Below are 25,054 nucleotides of genomic sequence, written 5' to 3' on the forward strand. Positions count from 1 at the left end.
AATGAATCTATCCAAATTTTTTATCGACCGGCCGATCTTTGCCGGTGTGCTGTCGCTGCTGATGCTGATCGCCGGGCTGATCGCGCTGCGCAGCCTGCCGATTTCGGAATACCCCGAGGTCGCGCCACCGTCCGTGGTGGTGCGCGCCCAGTACCCGGGCGCCAACCCCAAGGTGATCGCCGAAACCGTGGCCACGCCGCTGGAGGAAAGCATCAACGGCGTGGAAGGCATGCTCTACATGGGCAGCCAGGCTACGACCGATGGCGTGATGACGCTGACCGTCACCTTCAAGCTCGGCACCGACCCCGACAAGGCCCAGCAACTGGTGCAAAACCGTGTCTCGCAAGCCGAGCCACGCTTGCCGGAAGAAGTGCGCCGGCTCGGCGTGACGACCGTCAAGAGTGCACCGGATCTGACCATGGTGGTGCACCTGACGTCGCCGAACAAGCGCTACGACATGAACTACCTGCGCAACTACGCGGTGCTGAACGTGAAGGACCGGCTGGCGCGCATCCAGGGCGTCGGCCAGGTGCAGATTTTTGGCGGTGGCGACTATTCGATGCGCGTCTGGCTGGACCCGCAAAAGGTGGCGCAGCGCGGCCTGTCGGCCAGCGACGTGGTGACCGCCATCCGCGGGCAAAACGTGCAGGCGGCGGCGGGTGTGGTGGGCGCATCGCCCGGTCTGGCCGGTGTGGACATGCAGCTGTCCATCAACGCCCAGGGGCGTTTGCAGAGCGAGGAAGAGTTTGGCGACATCATTGTCAAGACCGGTAGCGACGGGGCCATTACACGCTTGCGCGACATTGGCCGCCTGGAAATGGGCGCGGCCGACTATTCGCTGCGCTCGCTGCTGAACAACGACCCCGCCGTGGGCATGGGTGTGTTCCAGGCCCCGGGCTCGAATGCGCTGGACATCTCGGCCAATGTGCGCAAGACCATGGACGAGCTGCAAAAGAACATGCCCGAGGGCGTGGAGTTCCGCATCGCCTACGACCCCACGCAGTTTGTGCGCGCCTCCATCGAGTCGGTGGTGCACACCCTGCTGGAAGCCGTGCTGCTGGTGGTGTTGGTGGTGATTTTGTTTCTGCAGACCTGGCGCGCCTCCATCATTCCGCTGCTGGCCGTGCCGGTGTCGGTGGTAGGCACGTTTGCGGTGCTGCACATCCTGGGCTTCTCGATCAACGCCCTGAGCCTGTTTGGCCTGGTGCTGGCCATCGGCATCGTGGTGGACGACGCCATCGTGGTGGTGGAAAACGTGGAGCGCAACATCGAAGCGGGCCTGACCCCGCGCGAAGCCACCGACCGCGCCATGCGCGAGGTGTCCGGCCCCATCATCGCCATTGCCCTGGTGCTGGTGGCGGTGTTTGTGCCGCTGGCCTTCATCAGCGGGCTGACCGGGCAGTTCTACAAGCAGTTTGCGGTGACGATTGCCATCTCTACCGTGATCTCGGCCATCAACTCGCTGACCCTGTCGCCCGCGTTGGCCGCCTTGCTGCTGCGCGGCCACGATGCCCCCAAGGACGCGTTGACCCGTGGCATGGACAAGGCCTTTGGCTGGTTGTTTCGCGGTTTCAACCGCTTTTTCCAGCGCGGCTCCGAGGCCTACAGCGGCGGCGTGAAGGCCGTGATTGGCCGCAAGACGCTGATGTTGGTGGTCTACCTGGTGCTGGTGGGCGTGACCTTTGGCCTGTTCAAGGCCGTGCCCAGCGGCTTTGTGCCTGCCCAGGACAAGCAGTACCTGATCGGCTTTGCCCAGTTGCCCGACGGTGCCACGCTGGACCGCACCGAAGACGTGGTGCACCGCATGGGCGAGCTGGTCAAGCAGAACCCGAACGTGGAGGACGCCATTGCCTTTCCCGGCCTGTCGATCAACGGCTTTACCAACAGCTCCAACTCGGGCGTGGTGTTTGTCACCCTTAAGCCGTTTGACCAGCGCAAGCGTGCCGACCAGAGCGGCGGTGCCATCGCAGGCCAGCTGAACCAGGCCTTTGGCAGCATCCAGGATGCCTTCATCGTGATGTTCCCGCCGCCGCCCGTGGCCGGTTTGGGCACCACCGGCGGCTTCAAGCTGCAACTGGAAGACCGTGGCTCGCTGGGCTACGACGAAATGGACAAGGCCGTGAAAGCCTTTATGGCCAAGGCCTACCAAACGCCCGAGCTGGCCGGTATGTTCACCAGCTGGCAGGTCAACGTGCCGCAGCTGTACGCCGACATCGACCGCACCAAGGCGCGCCAATTGGGCGTGCCGGTGACCGACATTTTCGACACCATGCAGATCTACCTGGGCAGCCTGTACGCCAACGACTTCAACAAATTTGGCCGTACCTACAGCGTGCGGGTGCAGGCCGATGCGCCGTACCGCGCCCGGGCCGAAGACGTGGGCCTGCTGAAGGTGCGCTCCACCACCGGCGAGATGGTGCCGCTGTCGGCGCTGATGAAGGTCAACGCCAGCTTTGGCCCCGAGCGCGCCATGCGCTACAACGGCTACCTGGCGGCGGACGTGAACGGTGGCCCGGCCCCGGGCTATTCCAGTGGTCAGGCGCAGGATGCCATCAACCGCATCGCGGCCGAGACCTTGCCCAAGGGCATGGCCTTTGAATGGACCGAACTGACCTACCAGGAGATTTTGGCGGGCAACTCGGCCATGCTGGTGTTCCCGCTGGCCATTTTGCTGGTGTTCCTGGTGCTGGCCGCGCAGTACGAAAGCCTGACGCTGCCGGTGGCCATCATCCTGATCGTGCCCATGGGTCTGCTGGCCGCGATGACCGGCGTGTGGCTGCACGGCGGCGACAACAACGTTTTCACCCAGATCGGCCTGATTGTGCTGGTGGGCCTGAGCGCCAAGAACGCCATCCTGATCGTCGAATTTGCCCGAGAGCTGGAGATGGCGGGCCGCACCCCGGTGCAGGCCGCTATCGAAGCCAGCCGCCTGCGCCTGCGGCCGATTTTGATGACCTCGCTGGCCTTCATCATGGGTGTGCTGCCCCTGGTGCTGTCCACCGGCGCGGGGGCCGAAATGCGTTCCGCCATGGGCGTGGCGGTGTTCGCCGGAATGATTGGCGTGACCGCGTTTGGCCTGTTTCTGACCCCTGTGTTCTACGTGGTGATGCGCCGCGTGGCGGGCAACAGGCCACTGAAGCTGCACGGCGCGGTGCCGGATGCGGTGGAAGCGCCCATCGTCCCCGTACACGCTCCGCACGGCGGTGCTTCGGCCCGCCCGGTGCTGGCCGCCCCCGTGCTGCCGCTGGACTGACCTAGACAAGAACCGAGAACCACCATGAAGCTCCTATCCCATTCCCTGGCCCCGCTGCTGGCCGCCCTGGTGCTGGCCGGTTGCGCCACCGCCCCGGCCATCGACACGGCCACCCTGGTCGCCACCCCGGTGGCCTTCAAGGAAAACGCCCAGTGGACCCAGGCTACCCCGGCCGAAGCCCGCGACCGCGGCACCTGGTGGCGCGCCTTTGCCGACCCCGCGCTGGACGCGCTGGTAGACCGTGCCACCCAGCACAACACCAGCATCGCCGAGGCAGCGGCCCGCCTGGCCCAGGCCCGTGCCCTGTTGCGCAGCAGCGAATCCGACCGCGGGCTGCAAGCAGGCATCGGTGCCGGTGCCGCCCGCCAGGCGGGCGCAGGCACCGCCAATGGCAGCACGCCCAGCACCTTGCTGAATGCCAACCTGAACCTGTCGTACGAACTGGATCTGTTTGGCAAGCTGGCCCGCGCCACCGATGCCGCCGGGCTGGACGCGCAAGCCCGCGCCGCCCTGCTGCAAAGCACGCGTTTGCTGGTGTAGGCCGACGTGGCGCAAACCTACCTGGCCCTGCGTGCGCTGGATGCCGAGCGGGCCCTGGTTCGCGCCACCCTGGAGGCCTACCGCGGCACCGTGGCGCTGACCCAAAGCCGCTTCCGCGCCGGGGACGTGGCCGAGCTGGATGTCGTGCGGGTGCAGACCGAAGTGGCCGCCACCGAATCCGAAGCCCTGGCCCTGGACCGCCGCCGTGCCACGCTGGAGCACGCGCTGGCCGTGCTGGTGGGCGACACCGCATCCAGCTTCAGCCTCGCTGCACTGGATACGGCTGACTGGAACACCGCGTTGCCGGTGATTCCGTCCGGTGTGCCCGCCACCGTGCTCACTCGCCGCCCCGATGTGGCCGCTGCCCAAAGCAGCCTGCTGGCCGCCCAGGCGCGCGTCGGCGTGGCCCAAACTGCCTGGTTCCCCAGCGTGTCGCTCACCGCCGCCGGGGGCTTTGCCTCGCCAGACCTGGGTGACGTGTTCAAGTGGTCGGCCCGCGCCTGGGGCATAGGCGCGCTGCTGTCCTTACCTTTGCTGGACGGTGGCCGCCGCGAAGCCGGTGTGCAGGCCGCCAGCGCCCAGCTCGACGGTGCCACCGCCCAGTACAGGGGTCAGGTGCTGGCGGCTTTTCAGGAGGTGGAAGACCAGCTGTCGGCACTGCGCCTGCTGGAGCAGCAAGCCCAGGCCCAGGACCGCGCCGTCGCCTCCGCCAGCCGCGCCACCGTGCTGTCCGATGCCCGCTACCGCAATGGCCGCGTCAGCCAGCTCGACCTGCTGGATGCCCGCCGCAGCGAACTCAACAACCGCCGCCAGGCCCTGAACGTGCGCTCGGCGCAGTACCAGGCCACGGTGATGCTGGTGCGGGCGCTGGGGGGTGGGTGGGATGGCGTGAATTTATAGGAAAAATGGGCTCTAGCGCAGGTTATGCCTGCGCTAGTAGCTATTTAATTTATAGCAACTGTGGCCGGTCGCGTTCTGCAACACCGTGGGCCGATAAAGTGCTTGAAAACAAGCGGGCTGCCACCACCCTGGTAACTTGCGGACTTTGGCGGCCTTGTGTGGCAAGGTTTATCGCCCAGGTTTATCGCAAAATCCACACCGCGTACAGACGCAAGAAAGGCAACACCATGGGCAAGGAAACCGCAGTTTTGGCCGGAGGCTGTTTCTGGGGCATGCAGGATTTGATCCGCAAGCTGCCCGGAGTCGTCTCCACCCGCGTGGGCTATGTGGGCGGCAGCAACGAGCACCCCAATTACCGCAACCACCCCGGCCATGCCGAGGGCGTGGCCATCGAGTTCGACAACACCGTCACCAGCTACCGCGCGATTCTGGAATTTTTCTTCCAGATCCACGACCCCAGTACCGTGAACCGGCAGGGCAACGACGTGGGCAGCAGCTACCGGTCGGCCATTTTTACCACCAGCGACAGCCAAAAGGCCGTGGCCCACGACACCATCCAGGACGTGGAAGCCTCTGGCCTGTGGCCGGGCAAGGTGGTGACCGAAGTCGTGCCCGCGCCCACCTTCTGGGATGCCGAGCCCGAGCACCAGGACTACCTGGTGCACCGCCCCAACGGTTATACCTGCCACTTTGTCCGCCCAGGCTGGAAGCTGCCCCAGCGTGCAGCCACGTGATGCGGGGCTGCAGCTTCAAGCCCTGACGGGGCCCCGGCTGCAGCTGCGCCCTTTGCAAGCCAGCGATGCCGCCGCCCTGGTTGCCGCAGCCAGCGACGGCGAACTGTGGAATCTGCCGTTCACGGTGGTCCCCTCGGCCGATACGGTGGGGGATTACATCCGCCTGGCGCTGGAGGGCGCAGCGGCGGGTACGGTGATGCCGTTTGTGACGGTGCTGCGGGAGTCGAACCAAGTGATCGGCTCGACCCGTTTTTGGAAGATGGACCGCAAGAACCGCAAGCTGGAGATCGGCAGCACCTGGTTGGCGGCCCGCTGGCAAAAAACTTTTGCCAACACCGAGGCCAAGGCCTTGATGCTGCGCTACGCGTTTGAAGACCTGGCCTGCGTGCGCGTGCAGTTCACCACCGACGAGATAAACCTAAAGTCGCGTGCGGCCATTCTGCGGCTAGGTGCGCAAGAGGAGGGCACGGTGCGCAACGAACGCATCATGCCCAATGGCCGCAAGCGCAATTCGGTGCGTTTCAGCATCATTGACACCGAGTGGCCCGGTGTGCAGCAGCGGCTGGCCTTGCGGCTGGAGGCCAGCGGTCGCTGACTGCGCCGTTGACTCTACTGACCTAGGCCGGCGTTTTGTCGGTCCCGGCGGGCCACACCATGACGGCTTTGGTGTGCTGGCCGGGCTGTACCACCACATGCGCGTGCAGGGTTTTGCCACCCAGGGTCGCGTCCACGTTGTAAGACCCGGGGGGCAGCCTGACCAGCAGGAACGGGCCCTGGGCCTGGGTGTCCAGCGCGGTGTGGCCTTGCGCATCTTTCACTTGGACGCTGACGTCTGCCGCGTATTCGGCACCGGGTGGGGTTTTGATGGCGAACTCCAGGGTCAGTGGCCACTGTTTGTTGGCATCCTGGATGGCGCTGGATTCTGCTGCACCAATGCCGCCGCTCAGGTATTGCACTGGCCCACTGTGCTGGATGGGGGGCAGGGCGCTATCGGCGTGCGCTTGGAGCACGCCCAGGGCCAATGCGACCAAGGCGGCGGCTACGGCGGTGCGCCGGATGCGCTGCACTGCGGGGGGAATGCGGGGGTTCATGGGGGCTCTCCAATCCAAAATGAAAAGGTGCGGCAAGTGCCGCACGCCGCACCGGGGCATTGTTGTGGCACGCTTTGATTCTTCGCCCGCAAACTTAGGCCCCGCTTAAGTGGGAGTTTCAGCTGCAGTGGACACGCCTGTGCAATCACACGCGAGCCAGCTATTGAGATGCGTGAAAGGATGCTGGGCGTGTCAGTGCAGTTGTTCCGCGAGCGGGGTGTTGACGGCAGGGGTCTGGTCGACACCATGAAAACCGCCGGACGGACCCACGGTGGTTCTTAACTGCTCTATAAAAAATAGCAGCTAGTGCATATTAGATATGCGCTAGAAGCACTTTTCTTGTATATTTTTAGCAGCGCGTATGGCTTGTCCCCCTGCCCGCTAACATGCCTGACCTGGGCGGCACGGCATGTGCTTTATGCTGCACGCTGCGTTTTGGGAGTTCCCTAAAGTAGACTCTTCCAAAGTGGAGGTCGTGCAAGCGACTCCGTTTAGCCGCCCTGCGCGGCGCACACCATTGTTTAACGTTCAAGAGGTCCACCATGGCTGCCGGTACATCAAAAATCATCTACACGCTCACGGACGAAGCGCCCATGCTGGCGACCCATTCCTTGCTGCCCATCATCAAGACCTTCACCAGCCAGGCCGGGATTGATGTGGCCAGTGCCGACATTTCGGTCGCGGCCCGCGTGCTGTCCGAGTTTCCCGAGTTTTTGACCGACGCGCAGAAAGTGCCCGCCACCTTGGCCGAGCTGGGCCGCCTGACCCTGCTGCCCGACACCAACATCATCAAGCTGCCCAATATCAGCGCCTCGGTGGGGCAATTGCAGGCCTGCATCAAGGAATTGCAAGGCAAGGGCTACGCACTGCCCGACTTCCCCGAAGATCCGAAGACCGACGCAGACAAAGCCATCCGCAGCCGCTATTCCAAGTGCACCGGCAGCGCGGTGAACCCGGTGCTGCGCGAAGGCAACTCCGACCGCCGCGCACCCAAGGCTGTCAAGGAATACGCCCGCAAGAACCCCCATTCCATGGCCCCCTGGAGCCAGGCTTCGCGCAGCCACGTCTCGCACATGCACAGCGGTGATTTCTACCACGGCGAAAAGTCCCTCACCCTGGACAAGGCCCGCGACGTGAAGATGGAGCTGACCACCCAAAGCGGCAAAACCGTGGTGCTCAAGCCCAAGGTCTCCTTGAAAGACGGCGAGATCATCGACAGCATGTTCATGAGCAAGCAGGCGCTGGTCGAGTTCTACGAAAAGGAAATCGACGATGCCTACGCCACCGGCGTGATGTTCTCGCTGCACGTCAAGGCCACCATGATGAAGGTCTCGCACCCCATCGTCTTTGGCCATTGCGTAAAGATTTTCTACAAGGACGCTTTTGCCAAGCACGGCAAGCTGTTTGAAGAGCTGGGTGTGAATGTGAACAACGGCATGGCCAACCTGTTTGATAAGGTGGCCACGCTGCCCACCGCCAAGCGCGAAGAGGTGCTGAAAGACCTGCATGCCTGCCACGCCCACCGCCCCGAGCTGGCCATGGTGGATTCGGCCAAGGGCATCACCAACTTCCATTCGCCCAACGACATCATCGTGGACGCCTCCATGCCCGCCATGATCCGCAACGGCGGCAAGATGTGGGGTGCCGACGGCCGCCTGAAAGACGTGAAGGCCGTGATGCCTGAATCCACCTTCGCCCGTATCTACCAGGAGATCATCAACTTCTGCAAATGGCACGGTGCGTTTGACCCCAAGACCATGGGCACGGTGCCCAATGTCGGCCTGATGGCCCAGCAGGCCGAAGAATACGGCTCCCACGACAAGACGTTTGAAATCAGCGAAGACGGCGTGGCCAACATTGTCGACCTGGCCACCGGCGAAGTGCTGCTGACGCAAAACGTCGAAGAAGGTGACATCTGGCGCATGTGCCAGGTCAAGGATGCCGCCATCCGCGACTGGGTCAAGCTGGCCGTCACGCGCGCCCGCAACTCCGGCATGCCCGCAGTGTTCTGGCTCGACCCGTACCGCCCGCACGAAAACGAAGTTATCAAAAAGGTCCAGATTTACCTGAAAGAGCACGACACCAGCGGCCTGCACATTGAGATCATGTCGCAGGTGCGCGCCATGCGCTTCACGCTGGAACGCGTGGCCCGCGGCCTGGACACCATCTCGGTCACCGGCAACATCCTGCGCGACTACCTGACCGACTTGTTCCCCATCATGGAACTCGGCACCAGCGCCAAGATGTTGTCCATCGTGCCGCTGATGGCCGGTGGCGGCATGTACGAAACCGGTGCCGGCGGCTCCGCACCCAAGCACGTGCAGCAACTGGTCGAAGAAAACCACCTGCGCTGGGACTCATTGGGCGAGTTCCTGGCCCTGGCCGTATCGCTGGAAGACCTTGGCATCAAAACCGGCAACGCCAAAGCCAAGCTGCTGGCCAAAACCCTGGATGCCGCCACCGGCCAACTGCTGGACACCAACAAAGGCCCGTCCAGCCGCACCGGCGAGCTTGACAACCGCGGCAGCCACTTCTACCTGGCCCTGTACTGGGCCCAGGCCCTGGCCGCCCAGACCGAAGACACCGCGCTGCAAGCCCACTTCGCCCCCCTGGCCAAAGCCCTGGCCGCAGGCGAAGCGCAAATCGTCGCCGAACTCAAAGCCGTCCAAGGCCAGCCTGCCGACATTGGCGGCTATTACCTGCCCGACCAGGCCAAGACCGAGGCCGTGATGCGCCCGAGCGCCACCTTGAACGCCGCGCTGCAGGCGGCCAGCGTTTAAGGCGGATAGGCTGGGCGCAGGTTGCTATGTAAAAAATAGCTGCTTGCGTAGGTGGAATATGCACAAGAAGCATATTTCATGCTGAATTTAAAAATGGCTGCTTCCTGCACGGGAAGCAGCCATTTTTTTGGCCTGGGGGGTGCGGGGGTCTACAGCCTCCCGTACTGCGTGCCACCCGTTTTGTCGCCGCCTTCCAGTGGCATCAGGTCGGACAGGTATTCCTGCTCCCCCACGCGCACCAGCGGCGGTGCCTTGCCGCGCTGCAGGGCAGCCATAAAGGCGGCGCGCTCGTCGTCAGAAACCGGTTGGTAGCGTTGGCGTGACAGGGCTGTGGCGGGTTTTTGCCCGTCTGCCGCGGTAGCCACGGGCGCGCGCTGCGCAGTAGCCTCGAATGCGCCACTGCGCGCCGGGTCGCTGGCGCGGGCGCGGCGTTCAAACGGCTCCTCGGTCTCGCTCACCCGCCAGTAAATGCCATCCACCACCACCCCGTAGCGCTGGTAAGCCGCCGTGCGAATGCTGTGCTCCATGGCTGCAAAGCTCTTGGTGCGGGCCTGCGCGCCCGCCACAAACGACTTCGCTACGTCCACCATGGCAATAAACCGGTGGTGCCGCTCGTCCACCGGCATCACCTTGAAGCGGTACATGTTGGATACCACCTCCATCGACAAAAACGTCTCCCGGATCGACTGGTACAGGCATTCCCGGCGGTAAGCCTTGCGCTCTTCCAGGTCCATGCGCTGGCTGGGGGAGGCTGCGGGCGTGTTGCCGGGCGATGGCGCGGTACGGAAGAGTTTTTTGAGGAAGGCGAACATGGGGGTGGGTGGGGATGGAACTTGCTGTGTATTTTGCTCTGTCCAGGGCATGGGCCAGGCCATTCACATGGCGTGGTGGAGCGTATCGAAGTGGGTGCCTTACAAGGCCAGCACAAACCCATTTAACACCGCCCCCGGCGCGCTCACGCTCTGTAGTTGCCGCGCCCCTTACGCCCCCTCTGCCGGTACTAGCGCAGCTATATCCGTCAGCGCCACCAGCCGCGGGCCGAACATGTGCAGGAGGGAGTCGTCGAACCACATCAATTTCACCGCGCTGCGAGGGGCGGTAAGGCTTGCTGCCATTTGGCCTGCGCGCACCAGTGCTAGCTTGTCAGGCTTGGTGAAGCCATTTGGACTGGAAGCGCGCGGCTACGCCGTCTGCGGTGGCTTCTGCCAGTGTGACCAGGCGGCTGGGGGCTTGGGCCACGCCGTTGCGCACCACCAGGCGCTCGGCGGATTCGACCACATGGCGGACGGACCAGAAGTCCAGCCCGGTGGGCGCGGCGGACTGTGCAAGCCAGGCGATATGAAACATGGTGCTATTAAATATGTAGCTTCAGGCGTATGCTTAATATGCGCTAGAGGCCTATTTTGTATAAATTAAGCTGGGCTTCACAGCTGCCGTTCAAACCGCTGTTCGCGCACCTGCGCACCCCATTGGGTACCGGTTTGCTGGTGCACCAGCCCAAAGCCGTGCTTCTCGTACAAGTGCCGCGCCGCGCCCAGGCCTTCGAAGGTCCACAGGTAGACGCGCGTGTAGCCCTGGGCTTGGCAGAAAGCCATGGCGGTGGACAGCAACTGGCTGCCGATGCCACTGCCGCGCACGGCATCGGAGGTAATAAACCAGCGCAGGTGGGCGCCGTCCTGGGCGGCATGGGCACCGTCAATGGCAATCGAGCCGTGCACCACGCCGTCTTGCACGGCGAACCACAGGCCGTCGCGCTGGCTGTCCCAGCGTTCGCAAAAGTCGGCCAGTTCGCGGGCAACCTTGGCTTCAAATGGCAGGCCGAAACCGACAAGTGGGTGGTAATAACGGGCATGGAGCTCGGCGACGCGGCCAATCGCGCCTGGGAGGTAGCCGGTATGGATCGTGGGTGCCATCGTAGGTGGGGGGAGGGGGGTGGTGAAAGTGCCAGTCCATAGTCTAGACCGGATGTTTCGCCTGCTTTAGCCGTTGCCATCTGCTGTCCCACAGCCCAGGCAGTTCAAGGATGACGCACTGCGGATGGCCCGTTTTATGCTGGGTAGCAATCAGCCGCAACATCCAGACACAAAAATCGCATAATGCATAGCTGACAACACACTACGCAGGCAGCGAACCCCCACCAGCCTGCTCCATCCGGAAAAATGTGTCGATTCTGTGGCGTTCAGAGCAGGCATTCCAGGGACATTTTGATGAACTCTTTTTTAGACCTGTTTCACCTCTACCTTGTACCGGTTGCGATCGGTATTGCCATGGTGGGCCTGTACATGCTGCTGCGTGGCCTGGGCAAGCAAGACCACACGCTGGAGACGGCTTCCGAGTTCGCAGCCTTGCAGCCTACGGCCAAGATGGCGGCAGTGCCGGTTGCACCGACCGCACCGGTTGTGCTGGCACCGCTACCGGTATCCGTAACCCCGGGCCTGGCGCACAAAGACCTGCTGGTGGTCGATGACTCGGCTGTGGCCCGGGCCAAGCTGCGCAAGCTGCTAGAAGGCGCGGGCTACAGCGTCGCGCTGGCCAACGACGGCGCGGATGCGTTGGAGCTGCTGGCCACCGGCAGCTTTTCGGTGCTGATTACCGACCTGGAAATGCCCAACATGAACGGCTTTGAGCTGATTGCCGCCGTGCAGGGCAACATGGACACCGAAGACATGCCCATCGTCGCCATCACCGGCCATGACGAAATGCAGGCCCGCGTGCACGACTGCCAGGGCCTGTACGGCATCTTCAAGAAACCCTGGAACGACCGCGAGCTGCTCAAGCGCGTGGCCACCTTGGTACAGATGCGGCAAAAAACCGTGGTCTGACCGGACTCTTTCTTGCCCCCCAAAAGCCGCAGCGATGCGGCTTTTTTTGTGGGTGCGGCTCAATACACGTTCTAAGCGTCTACCGCATGCAGCGTGCCGCTCCACCCCTGCGCATCGCAAGATGCCAGCACCAGCACATTGTCTGCACTGGGAGCCGCCACGACCAAGCGCCCGCCCGGTGCCCAAAACCCGCTTTGGCCTGCGCAGACGTAACCACCGGTGCTGCCCGCGTGGTTGGCCAGCAGCACGCCCATGCCGAGTGTGCTGGCGTAATGCTGGAGCTGGCGGGCCTCGGCTGCATAGCCACCGACCGACACGACGGAGCTGGCGATGTACAGCGCTGCGCCATCGGCGGCGGCGCGCTCGGCATGGGGTGGGTGCATGGCATCGGCGCAGATGGCCAGGGCCAGCGGCGTGCCGTGCAAGGGAAAATGGTTGTGGCCGTCTGGTTCGCCGGGTGTGGCAAAGCTGTCTTCACCGGGGTGCAAGTGCTTTTTGCAGTACACCGAGCTGCGGCCGTCGGGGAAGAAGCTGATAGCGCCGATAAATGGCTTGCGTGCGCCAGGGGCGGCGATGGGTGCCCCAACCACGATGACCATTTGCGTGTGCCGGGCCAGGTCTTGCAGGGGCGCCAGCCGCGGGTCGCCAGGGTGTAATACGCAGCCCGGCAGCAGCGCGGGCTCGTAGCCGCTCAAAGACAGTTCCGGGAAGACCAGTACATCTGCCCCGGCGCGGTGCGCCACCGCAATGAACTGCCTGTGCACTTCCAGGTTGGCTGCGATGTCGCCGGGGACGGAGTGGGACTGGGCGGCGGCGATACAAAGGCGGGGAAGCTGGGGCATGGCGCGTGGGGGTTGCGAAATGGGTATCTAAAAAGCCTAGAGCTTGACGTAGCGCAACAGCATGTCCACCACGTTCTCGCGGCGCTGGGTCACGGCTTCGGGGGTGTCCAGGTCGCGCTTGAAGATCAGGGCGAAGGTGTGGCGGTTGGACACATTGAAAAAACTCAAAGCGCTGATGGACATGTGCAGGTCCACCGGGTCCAGCCCGGGGCGGAACACACCGCTGGCCACGCCGCGCTGGTAGACCTGGGTGACGGCGTCGATGGCGGTGGCGTTGCGCTGCTGGATGGTGGTGCTGCGGGCCAGGGTGGCACCGCGCTGGATGTTTTCATTCATCACCAGGCGGATGAAGTCGGGGTTGGCGCGCTCGTAGTCCACGGTAAAGCCGACCAGGGTACGCAGGGCCGCTATGGGCTCCAGGTCCTCCAGGTGCAGCGCGCTTTCGATCTGGCGGATGCGGCTGTAAGCATCTTCCAGCACCGCCAGGTACAAGCCTTCCTTGCTGCCAAAGTAGTAGTAAATCATGCGCTTGCTGGTGCGCGTGGCTTCGGCAACCCGATCGATGCGGGCCCCGGCAAAGCCTTTTTCAGAGAACTCGTGGGTTGCGACGCTGAGGATGTCGGCCCGGGTGCGTTCGGGGTCGTTGGTGCGGGATTCTGGCTTGGGGGCAGGCATGCCCAGGAGTGTAGTCAGGCCGCCAGTACGCGCTGCAATGCCGCGTTGAAGGCTTCGGCGCGTTCGTATTGCACCCAGTGGCCCGCCGCATCCACCAGTTGCAGTGACTGGAAGGTGGGCGCGGCCTGCAGCGCGGCGGCCAGCGCGTCCAGACGACCCAGGTACAGCGCGTCCTCACGGCCGTAAATGGCCCACACCGGGCAGCGCACCTGCTGCAGAGCCCGAGACAGCACATCGGTGTACGACAGGCGGCGGCCGGGAATGCGGTCGCGCAGCACATTGGCGATGTGCAAGGCCAGGGTGTCGGTATCCACACCGGCGGGGTCGAACAACATCAGCGCGGTGAGGTTGTGGTGGTGCCGGGCCTCTTGCGCGGCGGGATCTGTGAGGTGCCGCCAGGCTTGGAGGCGCACCGTGTTGCGCTCCACCATGCCCAGGGCGGGCGCGCCGACCAGCACCAGGCGGGCTACACGCGCGGGGTAGGCCTGGGCCAGAAAGCCGCCCACCATGCCGCCGAACGAAAAGCCCACCACATCCACCGCGGCGTCGCCCAGCAGTAGCTGCAGCCCTGCCTGCAATGGCGCGGGCAGGGCGTCGGCATCGCTGCCGTCGTTGGGCAGGTCGGAGTCACCAAAGCCGGGCAGGTCGGGCACCCACACCTGTCGCCCGGCATCGACCAGGCTTTGGATGTTGCGTATCCAGTGCGTCCAGCTTCCACTGCCGCCGTGCAGCAGGAGCACCGGCGGCTGGCTGCCGGGCTGTCCCCAAACGTGCCAGACGGTGTGGCCGTCGCCGCAGGGGGTGGTGTGCTGGGTGGCGCGGGCGTGCAGGCGGGCGATGTCGGTAGTGGGCATGGATGCTATGCAAATAAGAGCTCCTCATGCACTCTAAATCAGCACGAGCAGCCTATTTTATGCGTGCTTCGGCAGCACCACCCGGCGCCGTTCAGGGGGTGGCGTGGTCCCGGTCGGGCCGATGCCAGGGGTCAATGTGCGTCACCAGATTCAGCACCCGGTGCCGCTGCAGCACGCGCTGGCGCGCCGACACAGCAATCTCGTGCCCTGCCTCCACGCTCAGCGTGGCATCGACCTCGATGTGCGCGTCGGCCACCACCATGTCGCCCATTTTGCGGGTGTGCAGGTCGTGTACCCCCAGCACGCCGGGCGTGGCTTGCAGGGTCTGGCGGATGGCTTCCACCTCGGTCTCATCGACCGCCCGGTCCATCAGGTCGTGCAGGGCATCCCAGGCGAAGCCCCAGCCCATTCTGGACACCATGAAGCCCACGATCAGCGCGGCAATCGGGTCCAGCAGGGGGTAGCCCGCCAGGTTACCGGTGATGCCAATACCCACCACCAGGGACGATGCCGCGTCCGAGCGGGCATGCCAGGCATTGGCCACCAACATGCTGGATTTGACCCGCTTGGCCACGGCCATCATGTAGCGAAACAGCAGCTCCTTGGCCACCAGTGCGCCACCGGCCACCCACAGGGCCAGCACATGCACCTGGGCGATGGCTTCGGGGGCTTCCAGCTTGCTGGCGGCCGACCACAGCATGCCCACGCCCACGGCCAGCAGCAACAGGCCCAGCACCAGCGAAGCGGCGGTTTCATAGCGCTGGTGGCCGTAGGGGTGGTCTATGTCGGCGTCTTTTTTGCTGTGGTGGCTGGCCAGCAACACCACGAAGTCAGCTACCAGGTCGGACAGGGAGTGCACGCCGTCGGCGATCAGGCCCTGGGATTTGGAGAAGATGCCCGCTGCGATCTGCAATACGGTCAGCCCCAGGTTGACGGCTACGCTGACCCAGGTGCTGCGCGATGCGGCGTCGGCCCGCTGGGCCGGGGTGTGTTCGGTATCTTCGCTGTCGTCGTTCAAATCGTTCAGGTTGTACATAGGGAAAGGAAGTGGTTGGGAAGTAGGCTGGATCACCAGCGCTCTTTAGTGCCGGTCAGCATGGCCTTGACCAGCCGGGTACGTTCCAGGCGGCCCATCACAAGGGCCGCGACGGCGTGCAGGGTGGCCATGCCGATCAACACGTTGCCTATGGTGCGGTGCAGGTCTTGCAGCCATTCTTCGCCCCAGAAGGCATCCAGCGACTGCATCCAGCCGGTGGTGCCCAGTGCCAGCACCACGGCGATCAGGGCCAACACCATGGTGCCGCCTAACGGGTTATGGCCGGGGTGCGGGTTGTGTGTGCCACTGCGCAGGTGTGCCAGGTGGCTGCGCAGGCGGGCCGGAGTCGGGAAGAAGTCGGCAAAGCGCGCGTAGCGCGTGCCTACAAAGCCCCAGATGATGCGTGCCAACACCAGCGCCAAGGCCAGGGTGCCTGCTATCTGGTGCAATGTCTGGCCGCCTTCGAGCACAAAGTAGTTGAGCATTACGCAGATCACCAGCAACCAGTGGAAGACGCGCACAAAGCGGTCCCACACGGCCACGGGGCCCGGGGCTGGTCGGTCGGCCAAGGGCTTATTTGGCAACGGCACCGGTGGCGGGGTCAAAGGAAATTTCGACGCGTTTGCCCGCCTTGTCGTGGCCGTAGATTTCGTAGCAGCCGTTGGTGACCTTCAGCGTCTTGACCTTGTAGCCCTGGGCTTCGATGCTTTGCTTGAAGTCCGACTGCTTCATCCAACTATCTTTGGGCGCCGTGCAGGTGGGTTCGGCCAGGACGGCGGTGGAAATGGCCAGGATGGCGGGCAAGAAGAAAAAGGCTTTCATGGGCAGGGCTTTCGGTCAATGGAACTCCAGAAAATACTGGTGCACGCATTATTGAAAGGCCAGATTAAGCTTCTATTAAGTCAAACCGTGGACCTTTACGTGCTACATAAAAAAGAGTCGCTTGTGCCCATGGAACATGGGCTAAAGGCTTCTTTTGTTTAAAAATATCCTTTCCTTTGTTGCTGTGGCAACAAGGGTAAATACCCATCCCATGCCCTGGTGGGCTCCATACACTAGGCCTACGATAAGTATGCTGAACGTCAATTTTCCCCCATGCCCATAAAAAGGACACCCACCATGTTCCCCAAAAACGCCTGGTACGTCGCCTGCACCCCCGACGAAATCACCGACAAGCCTCTGGGCCGCAAGATCTGCGGCGAATCCCTGGTGCTGTACCGCGGACCCGAAGGCCAGGCCACCGCGCTGGAAGACTTCTGCCCGCACCGGGGCGCGCCCCTGTCGCTGGGCAAGGTGGAAAACGGCAAACTCAGCTGCGGCTACCACGGGCTGGAGATGGGCTGCGACGGCAAGACCGTGGCCATGTCCGGCCAGCGCGTGCGTGGCTTCCCGGCCATCCGCGCCTACCCGGCCATCGAGCGCTACGGCTTCATTTGGGTTTGGCCCGGCGACGCGGCCCTGGCCGATGCATCCAAACTGCACCACCTGGAGTGGGCCGAGAACCCTGCCTGGGCCTACGGCGGCGGCTTGTTTCACATCCGCTGCGACTACCGCCTGATGGTCGACAACCTGATGGACCTGTCGCACGAAACCTATGTGCATGCCAGCAGCATCGGCCAAAAAGAGATTGACGAAACACCCACCAGAACTGTGGTGAATGGCGACGAGGTGGTCACCAGCCGCCACATGGAAAACATCGGCGCGCCGCCGTTCTGGCGCATGGCGCTGCGCGGCAACGGCCTGTCCGACGACGTGCCGGTGGACCGCTGGCAAATCTGCCGCTTCACCCCACCCAGCCACGTGATGATCGAGGTCGGCGTGGCCCACGCGGGCAAGGGCGGCTATGACGCAGCGGCCGAGCACAAGGCATCGTCCATCGTGGTGGACTTCATCACGCCCGAGACCGAAACCTCGATCTGGTACTTCTGGGGCATGGCGCGCAACTTCAAACCCGAAGATGCCGAGCTCACCGCCACCATCCGCGCCGGCCAGCACACCATCTTCAGCGAAGACTTGCAGATGCTGGAACTGCAACAGCGCAATCTGCTGGCCCACCCCGAGCGCAAGCTGCTGATGCTGAACATCGACTCCGGCGGCGTGCAGTCGCGCAAGGTGATCGACCGTTTGCTAGCCGCTGAAGCACCGCAGCAGGTGGCCGCATGAACACGTTACGCGTGCGGGTGGCCCGCAAAACCGTTGAGGCGCTGGACATTTGCAGCTTCGAACTGGTAGCCGTGGACGGCGCGCCGCTGCCCACGTTCAGCGCCGGGTCGCATATCGACGTGCACCTGCCCGGCGGCCTGACGCGGCCGTATTCCCTGTGTAATGACCCTACGGACTCCACCGAGACGCAGCGTTACCGCATCGGCGTGCTGCGCGACCCGGCCTCGCGCGGCGGCTCCCAGGCCATGCACACGGCGGTCCATGAGGGCGATGTGCTGGAGATCAGCGCGCCCAAGAACCACTTTGCCCTGGCTCCAGACGCTACCCGCAGCCTGCTGCTGGCGGGCGGTATCGGCATCACGCCCATCCTGGCCATGGCGCAAACCCTGGCCCAACAGGGCGCACCGCTGGAGATGCACTACTGCACCCGGGCCGAGGAGCGCATGGCTTTTCGCAGCGAGATCGCGGCTTCCGCATTTGCCCGCGACGTGCACCTGCATTTCGACGATGGCTCCAGCATGCAAAAGTTGTCTTTGCCCGACCTGCTGGCCGAGCCGCAGCCGGGTGTGCACCTGTATGTGTGCGGCCCCACCGGCTTCATGGACGCGGTGCTGGCCACGGCCCGCACCAGCGGCTGGCCCGAGGCGCAGTTGCACTATGAATTCTTCTCGGCCAACGTGGCACCTTCGGCCAATGACGCAAGCTTCGAGGTCAAGCTGGCCCGCTCGGGCCGGGTGGTGCGCATCGCCGCCAACCAGACCGTCGCCCAGGCCCTGGTCCTGGCCGGGGTGGACATTGCACTGTCGTGCGAGCAAGGCGTGTGCGGCACCTGTCTGACCAAGGTGCTGGAAGGCGAGCCCGACCACAAGGACTTTTACCTGACCCCGGAAGAGCAGGCTGCCAATGACCAGTTCACACCGTGCTGCTCTCGGTCAAAATCGGCGCTTTTAGTGTTGGATCTTTGACGCATGCCTCTGTCCACCCTGATCGCCCTGCAAGACCAACCCGGCCACCTGATCCGCCGTGCCCACCAGATTGCGGTGGCCAGCTTCCACGACCACCTGGGCCGCGAGGTAACCCCCGTGCAATATGCGCTGATGCGCACGCTGCAAGACCAGCCCGGCATTGACCAGAGCACCCTGGCGCTGGCGGTGGCGCTGGACACCTCCACCACCGCCGATATTGCCGTGCGGCTGGAGGCCAAGGGCTGGATCACCCGCGCGGTGCTGGCCCGCGGCCAGCGCAGCCTGTCATTGACCCCCGAGGGCGTGGCCCTGCTGGCATCGCTGGTAGACGGTATGGCGCAGATGCAATCCACGCTGTTGGGCGGGTTGGACGTGCCGGAGCAGGCCGAGCTGCTGCGCCTGCTGCGCAAGTTTGCCGAGCCCGATGCGCACAAACGCCTGGGGCGCTGAAGGCGGAGGGCCGCCGGTTTGACCGGTCCAATAACCCCACTTGCAGCGTGCCATCCAAATACTTGAATCCAAAGTCCCGCACTGCTCCGTATTGGTCTCAGCCGCAACATTCGGCTTGTTATCAACCTACTAGGAGCTTTCCATGGTCTCGATTCAAACCACCCGTAAATTGGCATCTTTTAGCTTGGCCGCCGTGATGGCAGCCGCATCTTTCACCGCAATGGCCGCTGACGTCATGGTCGGCGGTGCGCCGATGCTGGCCTCGAAGGACATCATCGACAACGCCGTCAATTCCAAAGACCACACCACCCTGGTCGCCGCCGTCAAGGCCGCAGGCCTGGTCGAAACCCTCAAGGGCCCTGGCCCGTTCACCGTGTTTGCGCCTACCAACGCCGCCTTTGCAGCCTTGCCTGCTGGCACGGTAGACACCCTGCTTAAGCCCGAAAACAAGGGCACGCTGACCACGATCCTGACCTACCACGTCGTGGCCGGCAAGTTTGACGCAGCGGCCATCAGCAAGATGATTGCAGACGGCAAGGGCATGGCCACGCTGAAGACGGTCAGCGGCGGCACACTGACCGCCAAGGCCAGCGGCGGCAAGGTGATGGTTACCGATGAAAAGGGCGGCACCGCCAATGTGACGATTGCCGACGTGTACCAGTCGAACGGCGTGATCCACGTGGTCGACAAGGTTCTGCTGCCTAAGTAATGTCGGACGGGGGGGCGTTCCCCCTTCGCATCTGTTTCCTAGCCGTTCGGGCTGGGCTTGTTTTGACAGGCCCGGCCCGAACGGCGTTTACAGGTCTGCGTCTGCGCGCACCCGCAAAAAGCTCGCAAAGCGCGGAATCCCGCTGGGGTTGACATCTCTGAACCGGTAGGTCACCCAGGTTCCCAGTGCAGGCGGATCGCGCCGCTGGGCATCGCTGAAACCGGTGCCCAGTTTGAATTTCAGGCCCTCGGGTGTTTCCACCTGCAGCGCGCCCAGCATGCCCGCATATTTGCCCTGGCCTGCCACATGCCCCACCACGCGGGCTTCGGCATCGTCAAAGGGTTTTAATTTCAGCAAGTCGTCCTTCCCAGGGCTGGCCAGCAGGGCATCGCCCCGGTGCAGCACCAGGCCTTCACCACCCGCTTGCACCGTCTGGCGCAGCAGGGCCTGCAGGGCAAGGTGGTTGGCCACGCGGGATTGCGCCACCGGTTGTACCCAGGCGGGCAGCGGAAGATGTTGCAAGGCGGCCAGGCGCGCATCGAACGGTCCGCTGTGCGCGGGCAAGTCAAATACTTGGTAATACATCTGCCGCCAGGCGGCATCGCCCGCATCCGCCTGCCGCACCGTGGATACCGCGGTGGCAAAGGCTCCGTGCCCGGCCCACAGCTCGCCGTCCAGTGCCGCAGATGGCCAGCCCGCGGTAAACCAGGCGGGTGGGCTGATGCGTTGGCCGCCGCGGGTCCACAGCTGCGTGCCGTCCCAATAGCCGCGCACGCCATCCATTTTTTCGCTGACCCAGTAGCCCGCCAGCTCGGTGCCGCTGCGGTAGGCCGTGGGCCGCTGCAGTGCGGGTGGGCTGTTGGCGCGGCTCCATGGCGGTACACCCGCCATGGCGGCGAGGAGCAGGTTTTGCAACAGGATTCGGCGGGGAATGGAGGGTGCAGACATCCTGCCAATTTACGCCAAACAGGGCGTTTTGGGGCAACTACATTTTTAAACAAAAAGCCTACAAAGCCCGCGCTGTACTTTGTTACAGTACTTTGCGCTTTGTTTATACGCACCTCTTTCCCCGCCCTTTTTTCACCCTTTCCTCTACCCCTCGGAGACTCCACCGCATGCCTATTTCTTCCTTCCGCCTCGCCTCGGTCGCCACTGCTGCCGCCCTGTGTTGCGCTGCCCAGGCGGCATCCGTGGCCCCGGTGGCCGCCGAGCACGGCATGGTCGTTACCGCCCAGCATCTGGCCACCCAGGTCGGTGTGGATGTATTGAAGCGAGGCGGCAACGCGATTGATGCCGCTGTGGCCGTGGGCTATGCGCTGGCCGTGGTCTACCCGGCGGCGGGCAACCTGGGCGGCGGCGGCTTTATGACCGTGCAACTGGCCGATGGCCGCAAAACCTTCTTGGATTTTCGTGAGAAAGCCCCGCTGGCCGCCACCGCCAATATGTATCTGGATGCCGACGGCAACGTCGTGAAAGGTGCCAGCACCAACGGTTACCTGGCCGTGGGCATTCCCGGCTCGGTGGCAGGTTTTGAAGAGGCCCGCACCAAGTACGGCACCATGCCCCGCGCCAAGCTGCTGGCCCCGGCCATCACCTTGGCCGAGCGCGGCTTTGTGCTGCAAGAGGGCGACGTGGACATGCTGAAAACGTCGACTGCCGACTTCAAAAAGGACGCGCCGTCTGCCGCCATCTTTTTGAATAAAGGCGAACCCTTCCAGATCGGCCAGAAGCTGGTGCAAAAAGACCTAGCCAAAACCCTGAAGTTGGTGAGCCAAAAGGGCCCGGACGGTTTCTACAAGGGCGTAGTGGGTGCCAACATTGTGGCCGCCAGCCAGGCCGGCAAGGGCATCATCACCCAGGAAGACCTGAACCAGTACAAAGTGCGCGAGCTGGCCCCGGTGGAGTGCGACTACCGTGGTTACCACATCGTGTCGGCCCCGCCCCCCAGCTCCGGCGGCGTGGTGATTTGCGAGATTTTGAACATTGTTGAAGGCTATCCGCTCAAGGAACTGGGCTTTCGCTCGGCCCAGGCCGTGCACTACCAGATCGAGGCCATGCGCCACGCCTACCTGGACCGCAACAGCTACCTGGGCGACCCCGACTTCGTGAAAAACCCGCTGGACCGCCTGCTCGACAAAGCCTACGCCGCCAAGATCCGCGCCGCCATCGACCCCAACAAGGCCGGTGTCTCCAAGGACATGAAGCCCGGCGTGGCGCCGCACGAAGGCAGCAACACCACCCATTACTCCATCGTCGACAGCATGGGCAACGCCGTGTCGGTCACCTACACGCTGAACGACTGGTTCGGCGCCAAGGTCACCGCCGCTAAAACCGGTGTGCTGCTCAACAATGAGATGGACGACTTCACCTCCAAAGTGGGCGTGCCGAACATGTACGGCCTGGTGCAGGGCGAAGCCAACAAGATCGAGCCCGGCAAACGCCCCCTGAGCTCCATGAGCCCCACCATCGTCAGCAAAGACGGCAAGCCCGTGATGGTGGTCGGCACCCCCGGTGGCAGCCGCATCATCACGGCAGTGACGCACACCATTTTGAACGTGATCGACTACGGCATGAACGTGCAGGAAGCCGTGGACGCACCGCGCTTTCACCAGCAATGGCTGCCTGATTTGACCAATGTGGACACCTTCGGCATCAGCCCCGACACCCGCAAGATCTTGGAGGGCATGGGCCACAACCTGGGCGTGCCCCAGCCCGCAAACCACTTGGCGGCGATTTTGGTAGGCGCCCCCACGTTGGACGGCAAGCCACGCGGTAACTTCCGCTTCTATGGCGCGAACGACCCACGCCGCAATACCGGTTTGGCCGAAGGGTACTAACCGAGGAGAAATGCCACTAGCTATATTATTTATAGCTGGTGGTGTAGGTTCTATCTGCGCTAGAGATCAATTTTCTTTAAATCGCGGGTGCCTGCCAGTGTGAGCTCATATATAGCGCCATTGGCCAGCTGCCAGTCAAAGAAATCTATAAAACCGGCGTGGCTGACTGCGCGCACCACCTTGGCGACAAAACCGTGTGCCACCAAGGCAATCTGCTGGCCCGCATAGTCGGCAAATAGTTCCCGCAAACCCAGGCTGACCCGTTCCACCACTGCAAGAATCGTTTCACCTCCGGGTGGCGCAGCATCCAAGGTGCGGGTGACATTTTGGGCCCACAGCGCTGGAAATTGCTGGCGGGCTTCCTCTTGAGTTAGTCCTTCGAAAACGCCTACATGCCGTTCACGAAACGCGGCACGCATCACCGGACTGCACGCTCGGCGCTTGCACACTAGATCGGCCGTTTGCCGCGCCCGGCGCAGCGGCGAACACACCACTGCCGCCAAATCAGCAGGCAGCACGTCGTTGAGCGCGACGGCCTGCGCTATGCCGTGGGCGTTGAGCTCTGGGTCCAAAGCGCCCAGGTAGCGGTGTTCGGCATTGAAATCCGTTTGTCCGTGACGGACGAGCAGCAGTTGCATGCGGTTTATGCAGAGGTAAACGATACCAATTGGATCACCCCGGCCTCCGACGGTTGGAAGCCGCATTGCCGGTAGAACCCGCGCAGGGCGGGTTCAAAATCCACGTGGATCCAGTCCAGGCCTGCATCTTTAGCGGCGGCAATGCCGTGCAGCACCAGTTGGCGACCAATGCCTTGCCTTCTGAAGGCAGGGGCCACGGTGGGGTCCAGCACGAAGGCATGGGACCGGCCATCCCAGGCAATGTTCACGAAGCCCACCAACGCCTCGCCGCTGTAGGCGCAGACGCTGGTAAAGCCCGTTCGCAGCACCAGCTGGAAGGAGTGGCTTTGGTGGTCGGGCCATGACTGCGCAAACAGTGCGTTGAGCTCTGCGTCGCTGGCATCTGCGTCGCGCCGGTAGTCGATGGGCAGGGGATTGTTGTCCATGGTGTACCCCGGCATTTACAAATCCAACGCCATAAACAGGCTGTGCAGATCTTCTCGGTAGCTGGCAAACGGACCGCAGGTGACAAAGCCCATGCTGGCGTAGAGTTTTTGCGCGGGTTGGAACGCTTCTACCGTACCGGTTTCCAGGCTCAGGCGGGTATAGCCCCGTGCTTTGGCCACCTCCAGAATGTGCAGCAGCAGCGCCCGTCCGGCACCTTGACCCCGGTGGGCAGCAGGTGTGCGCATGGATTTCAACTCGCCGTGCCGGGCATCGAGCTGCTTTAGCGCGCCGCAACCCAGCAGTAGGGGGCCATCCCATGCCGTCCAGAACGTGATGTCGGGGGCGCGCAGCTTGGCGATGTCCAGAGCATGCACGCTCTCGGGTGGCGACAGCGCGTACATGCTGTCCAGGTGCTCTTGCAGCAAGGCCTGGGTGGCGGGTCGCGTGAGGTCGTCGATTTCTATCTGCATGCTGTATTTAGAAAGAAAACTCTGTTTTTAATAGCTGCTAGCGTAGGTGGTATATGCGCTGGAGGCACTTTTTATACTTTAAGTCGCTTCGCCAATACCACCCACGACCTGGCTGAATCCGCCATCCACGTAGGTGATCTCCGCGCTTACGCCTGCGGCCAAATCGCTCAGCAAAAAGGCCGCCACATTGCCCACGTCGTCAATCGTTACGTTACGGCGGATGGGGCACTCTGCGGTGGCTTTGAGCATCTTGCCGAAGTCTTTGATGCCGCTGGCGGCCAGGGTTTTGATGGGGCCGGCGCTGATGCCGTTGACGCGGATACCCTTGGGACCGACCGACTCGGCCAGGTAGCGCACGCTGGCTTCCAGGCTGGCTTTGGCCAGGCCCATGGTGTTGTAGTTGGGCAAGACGCGCAGGCTGCCCAGGTAGGTGAGCGTGAGTAGCGCCGACTTGTTGCTGAGGTAGGGCAGGGCGGCCTTGGCCATGGCGGGGAAGCTGTAGGCGCTGATGTCGTGGGCCACCCGGAAGCTTTCGCGGCTCAGGCCTTCTAAAAAGTCGCCGGTGATGGCTTCGCGCGGCGCAAAGCCGATGCTGTGCACGAAGCCGTCGAACGTGGGCCAAGTCTGGGCCAGGTCGGTGAACAGCTTGTCGATCTGCGCGTCATCGCCTACGTCGCAGTCAAAAATCAGCTTGGAGTCGAAGTCGGCGGCGAATTCGGTGATGCGGTCCTTGAAGCGCTCGCCCACGTAGCTGAAGGCCAGCTCCGCGCCTTCGCGGTGGCAGGCGCGGGCAATGCCGTAGGCAATGGAGCGGTTGCTCAGAACACCGGTGATGAGTAGTTTTTTGCCAGCCAGAAAGCCCATTTTTT

At 63.4% G+C, this 25,054-nt stretch carries 26 protein-coding genes and 1 pseudogene; 11 read left to right on the top strand and 16 right to left on the bottom strand.

Annotated elements, in window-relative coordinates:
• Position 1 precedes the first annotated feature (1 nt).
• The 4 genes and pseudogenes from AC097L_RS00960 to AC097L_RS00975 all read left to right on the top strand — a co-directional run bounded on the left by AC097L_RS00960 (position 2) and on the right by AC097L_RS00975 (position 6,022).
• The gene (locus AC097L_RS00960; RefSeq protein WP_479584239.1) at positions 2-3,253 is read left to right on the top strand and encodes an efflux RND transporter permease subunit; all 3,252 of its coding nucleotides are present in this window, start codon (positions 2-4) and stop codon (positions 3,251-3,253) included.
• Positions 3,254-3,277: 24 nt separating this feature from the next.
• Positions 3,278-4,693: pseudogene (locus tag AC097L_RS00965) on the top strand (efflux transporter outer membrane subunit).
• 227 nt (positions 4,694-4,920) lie between these two features.
• Positions 4,921-5,427 carry a peptide-methionine (S)-S-oxide reductase MsrA gene (msrA, locus tag AC097L_RS00970; RefSeq protein ID WP_479584240.1) on the top strand — a complete coding sequence of 169 codons (507 nt, stop codon included), beginning with the start codon at positions 4,921-4,923 and terminating at the stop codon, positions 5,425-5,427.
• Positions 5,414-6,022, top strand: a complete 609-nt coding sequence (locus tag AC097L_RS00975; protein ID WP_479584241.1) for a GNAT family N-acetyltransferase — start codon at positions 5,414-5,416, stop codon at positions 6,020-6,022. The genes msrA and AC097L_RS00975 overlap by 14 nt, the downstream gene beginning before the upstream one ends.
• Before the next feature lie 22 nt (positions 6,023-6,044).
• Here AC097L_RS00975 and AC097L_RS00980 read toward each other — a convergent pair whose 3' ends face one another.
• A complete protein-coding gene (locus AC097L_RS00980; protein WP_479584242.1) occupies positions 6,045-6,518 on the bottom strand; it encodes a hypothetical protein in 474 nt (157 codons plus the stop codon).
• A gap of 542 nt (positions 6,519-7,060) precedes the next feature.
• Between AC097L_RS00980 and AC097L_RS00985 the strand changes: the two genes are divergently transcribed.
• On the top strand, positions 7,061-9,298 hold the full coding sequence (locus AC097L_RS00985; protein ID WP_479584243.1) for an NADP-dependent isocitrate dehydrogenase: 2,238 nt from the start codon (positions 7,061-7,063) through the stop codon (positions 9,296-9,298).
• Between the two features lie 149 nt (positions 9,299-9,447).
• Here AC097L_RS00985 and AC097L_RS00990 read toward each other — a convergent pair whose 3' ends face one another.
• The 4 genes from AC097L_RS00990 to AC097L_RS01005 all read right to left on the bottom strand — a co-directional run bounded on the left by AC097L_RS00990 (position 9,448) and on the right by AC097L_RS01005 (position 11,211).
• Complete coding sequence (locus AC097L_RS00990; RefSeq protein ID WP_479584244.1) at positions 9,448-10,110, bottom strand: hypothetical protein; 663 nt, start codon at positions 10,108-10,110, stop codon at positions 9,448-9,450.
• Between the two features lie 168 nt (positions 10,111-10,278).
• Entirely contained in the window at positions 10,279-10,413 is a 135-nt protein-coding gene (locus tag AC097L_RS00995; RefSeq protein ID WP_479584245.1) for a hypothetical protein, read from the bottom strand.
• Between the two features lie 28 nt (positions 10,414-10,441).
• Positions 10,442-10,645, bottom strand: coding sequence for a hypothetical protein (locus tag AC097L_RS01000; protein WP_479584246.1), 204 nt, complete (start codon positions 10,643-10,645; stop codon positions 10,442-10,444).
• A 77-nt stretch (positions 10,646-10,722) separates the two neighbouring features.
• On the bottom strand, positions 10,723-11,211 hold the full coding sequence (locus tag AC097L_RS01005; RefSeq protein WP_479584247.1) for a GNAT family N-acetyltransferase: 489 nt from the start codon (positions 11,209-11,211) through the stop codon (positions 10,723-10,725).
• 294 nt (positions 11,212-11,505) lie between these two features.
• On the opposite strand from AC097L_RS01005, the gene AC097L_RS01010 reads away from it, so the two are divergent.
• Positions 11,506-12,120, top strand: a complete 615-nt coding sequence (locus AC097L_RS01010) for a response regulator (RefSeq protein ID WP_479584248.1) — start codon at positions 11,506-11,508, stop codon at positions 12,118-12,120.
• A gap of 71 nt (positions 12,121-12,191) precedes the next feature.
• Here AC097L_RS01010 and AC097L_RS01015 read toward each other — a convergent pair whose 3' ends face one another.
• The 6 genes from AC097L_RS01015 to AC097L_RS01040 form a co-directional block, all read right to left on the bottom strand.
• Positions 12,192-12,962, bottom strand: coding sequence for a carbon-nitrogen hydrolase family protein (locus tag AC097L_RS01015; RefSeq protein ID WP_479584249.1), 771 nt, complete (start codon positions 12,960-12,962; stop codon positions 12,192-12,194).
• A 36-nt stretch (positions 12,963-12,998) separates the two neighbouring features.
• Positions 12,999-13,637: a TetR/AcrR family transcriptional regulator gene (locus AC097L_RS01020; protein ID WP_479584250.1), complete on the bottom strand. Its 639-nt coding sequence runs from the start codon at positions 13,635-13,637 to the stop codon at positions 12,999-13,001.
• Between the two features lie 14 nt (positions 13,638-13,651).
• Positions 13,652-14,491, bottom strand: a complete 840-nt coding sequence (locus tag AC097L_RS01025) for an alpha/beta fold hydrolase (RefSeq protein WP_479584251.1) — start codon at positions 14,489-14,491, stop codon at positions 13,652-13,654.
• A gap of 91 nt (positions 14,492-14,582) precedes the next feature.
• On the bottom strand, positions 14,583-15,527 hold the full coding sequence (locus AC097L_RS01030; RefSeq protein WP_479584252.1) for a cation diffusion facilitator family transporter: 945 nt from the start codon (positions 15,525-15,527) through the stop codon (positions 14,583-14,585).
• A gap of 32 nt (positions 15,528-15,559) precedes the next feature.
• Positions 15,560-16,096, bottom strand: coding sequence for a cytochrome b/b6 domain-containing protein (locus tag AC097L_RS01035; RefSeq protein WP_479584253.1), 537 nt, complete (start codon positions 16,094-16,096; stop codon positions 15,560-15,562).
• Between the two features lie 4 nt (positions 16,097-16,100).
• Complete coding sequence (locus tag AC097L_RS01040; RefSeq protein ID WP_479584254.1) at positions 16,101-16,349, bottom strand: PepSY domain-containing protein; 249 nt, start codon at positions 16,347-16,349, stop codon at positions 16,101-16,103.
• 297 nt (positions 16,350-16,646) lie between these two features.
• On the opposite strand from AC097L_RS01040, the gene AC097L_RS01045 reads away from it, so the two are divergent.
• The 4 genes from AC097L_RS01045 to AC097L_RS01060 all read left to right on the top strand — a co-directional run bounded on the left by AC097L_RS01045 (position 16,647) and on the right by AC097L_RS01060 (position 19,814).
• Positions 16,647-17,690 carry an aromatic ring-hydroxylating dioxygenase subunit alpha gene (locus tag AC097L_RS01045; protein ID WP_479584255.1) on the top strand — a complete coding sequence of 348 codons (1,044 nt, stop codon included), beginning with the start codon at positions 16,647-16,649 and terminating at the stop codon, positions 17,688-17,690.
• Positions 17,687-18,655, top strand: coding sequence for a PDR/VanB family oxidoreductase (locus AC097L_RS01050; protein WP_479584256.1), 969 nt, complete (start codon positions 17,687-17,689; stop codon positions 18,653-18,655). Before AC097L_RS01045 ends, AC097L_RS01050 begins: the two co-directional genes overlap by 4 nt.
• A gap of 3 nt (positions 18,656-18,658) precedes the next feature.
• Positions 18,659-19,105: a MarR family winged helix-turn-helix transcriptional regulator gene (locus tag AC097L_RS01055; protein ID WP_479584257.1), complete on the top strand. Its 447-nt coding sequence runs from the start codon at positions 18,659-18,661 to the stop codon at positions 19,103-19,105.
• Positions 19,106-19,247: 142 nt separating this feature from the next.
• Positions 19,248-19,814 (top strand): fasciclin domain-containing protein, encoded by a 567-nt coding sequence (locus AC097L_RS01060; protein ID WP_479584258.1) that lies wholly within the window; start codon positions 19,248-19,250, stop codon positions 19,812-19,814.
• An 87-nt stretch (positions 19,815-19,901) separates the two neighbouring features.
• Here the strand turns inward: AC097L_RS01060 and AC097L_RS01065 are convergent, their stop codons facing one another.
• A complete protein-coding gene (locus tag AC097L_RS01065) occupies positions 19,902-20,762 on the bottom strand; it encodes a DNA ligase (RefSeq protein WP_479584259.1) in 861 nt (286 codons plus the stop codon).
• 167 nt (positions 20,763-20,929) lie between these two features.
• On the opposite strand from AC097L_RS01065, the gene ggt reads away from it, so the two are divergent.
• The gene (gene ggt, locus AC097L_RS01070) at positions 20,930-22,651 is read left to right on the top strand and encodes a gamma-glutamyltransferase (protein WP_479584260.1); all 1,722 of its coding nucleotides are present in this window, start codon (positions 20,930-20,932) and stop codon (positions 22,649-22,651) included.
• 59 nt (positions 22,652-22,710) lie between these two features.
• Here ggt and AC097L_RS01075 read toward each other — a convergent pair whose 3' ends face one another.
• The 4 genes from AC097L_RS01075 to fabI form a co-directional block, all read right to left on the bottom strand.
• Complete coding sequence (locus AC097L_RS01075; protein ID WP_479584261.1) at positions 22,711-23,289, bottom strand: histidine phosphatase family protein; 579 nt, start codon at positions 23,287-23,289, stop codon at positions 22,711-22,713.
• 5 nt (positions 23,290-23,294) lie between these two features.
• On the bottom strand, positions 23,295-23,714 hold the full coding sequence (locus tag AC097L_RS01080; protein ID WP_479584262.1) for a GNAT family N-acetyltransferase: 420 nt from the start codon (positions 23,712-23,714) through the stop codon (positions 23,295-23,297).
• Between the two features lie 15 nt (positions 23,715-23,729).
• Positions 23,730-24,185: a GNAT family N-acetyltransferase gene (locus AC097L_RS01085; protein WP_479584263.1), complete on the bottom strand. Its 456-nt coding sequence runs from the start codon at positions 24,183-24,185 to the stop codon at positions 23,730-23,732.
• Between the two features lie 78 nt (positions 24,186-24,263).
• The gene (gene fabI / locus AC097L_RS01090; RefSeq protein WP_479584264.1) at positions 24,264-25,049 is read right to left on the bottom strand and encodes an enoyl-ACP reductase FabI; all 786 of its coding nucleotides are present in this window, start codon (positions 25,047-25,049) and stop codon (positions 24,264-24,266) included.
• Between the last annotated feature and the right edge of the window lie 5 nt (positions 25,050-25,054).

The sequence above is a fragment of the Rhodoferax sp. RT5P35 genome, from assembly GCF_056521385.1.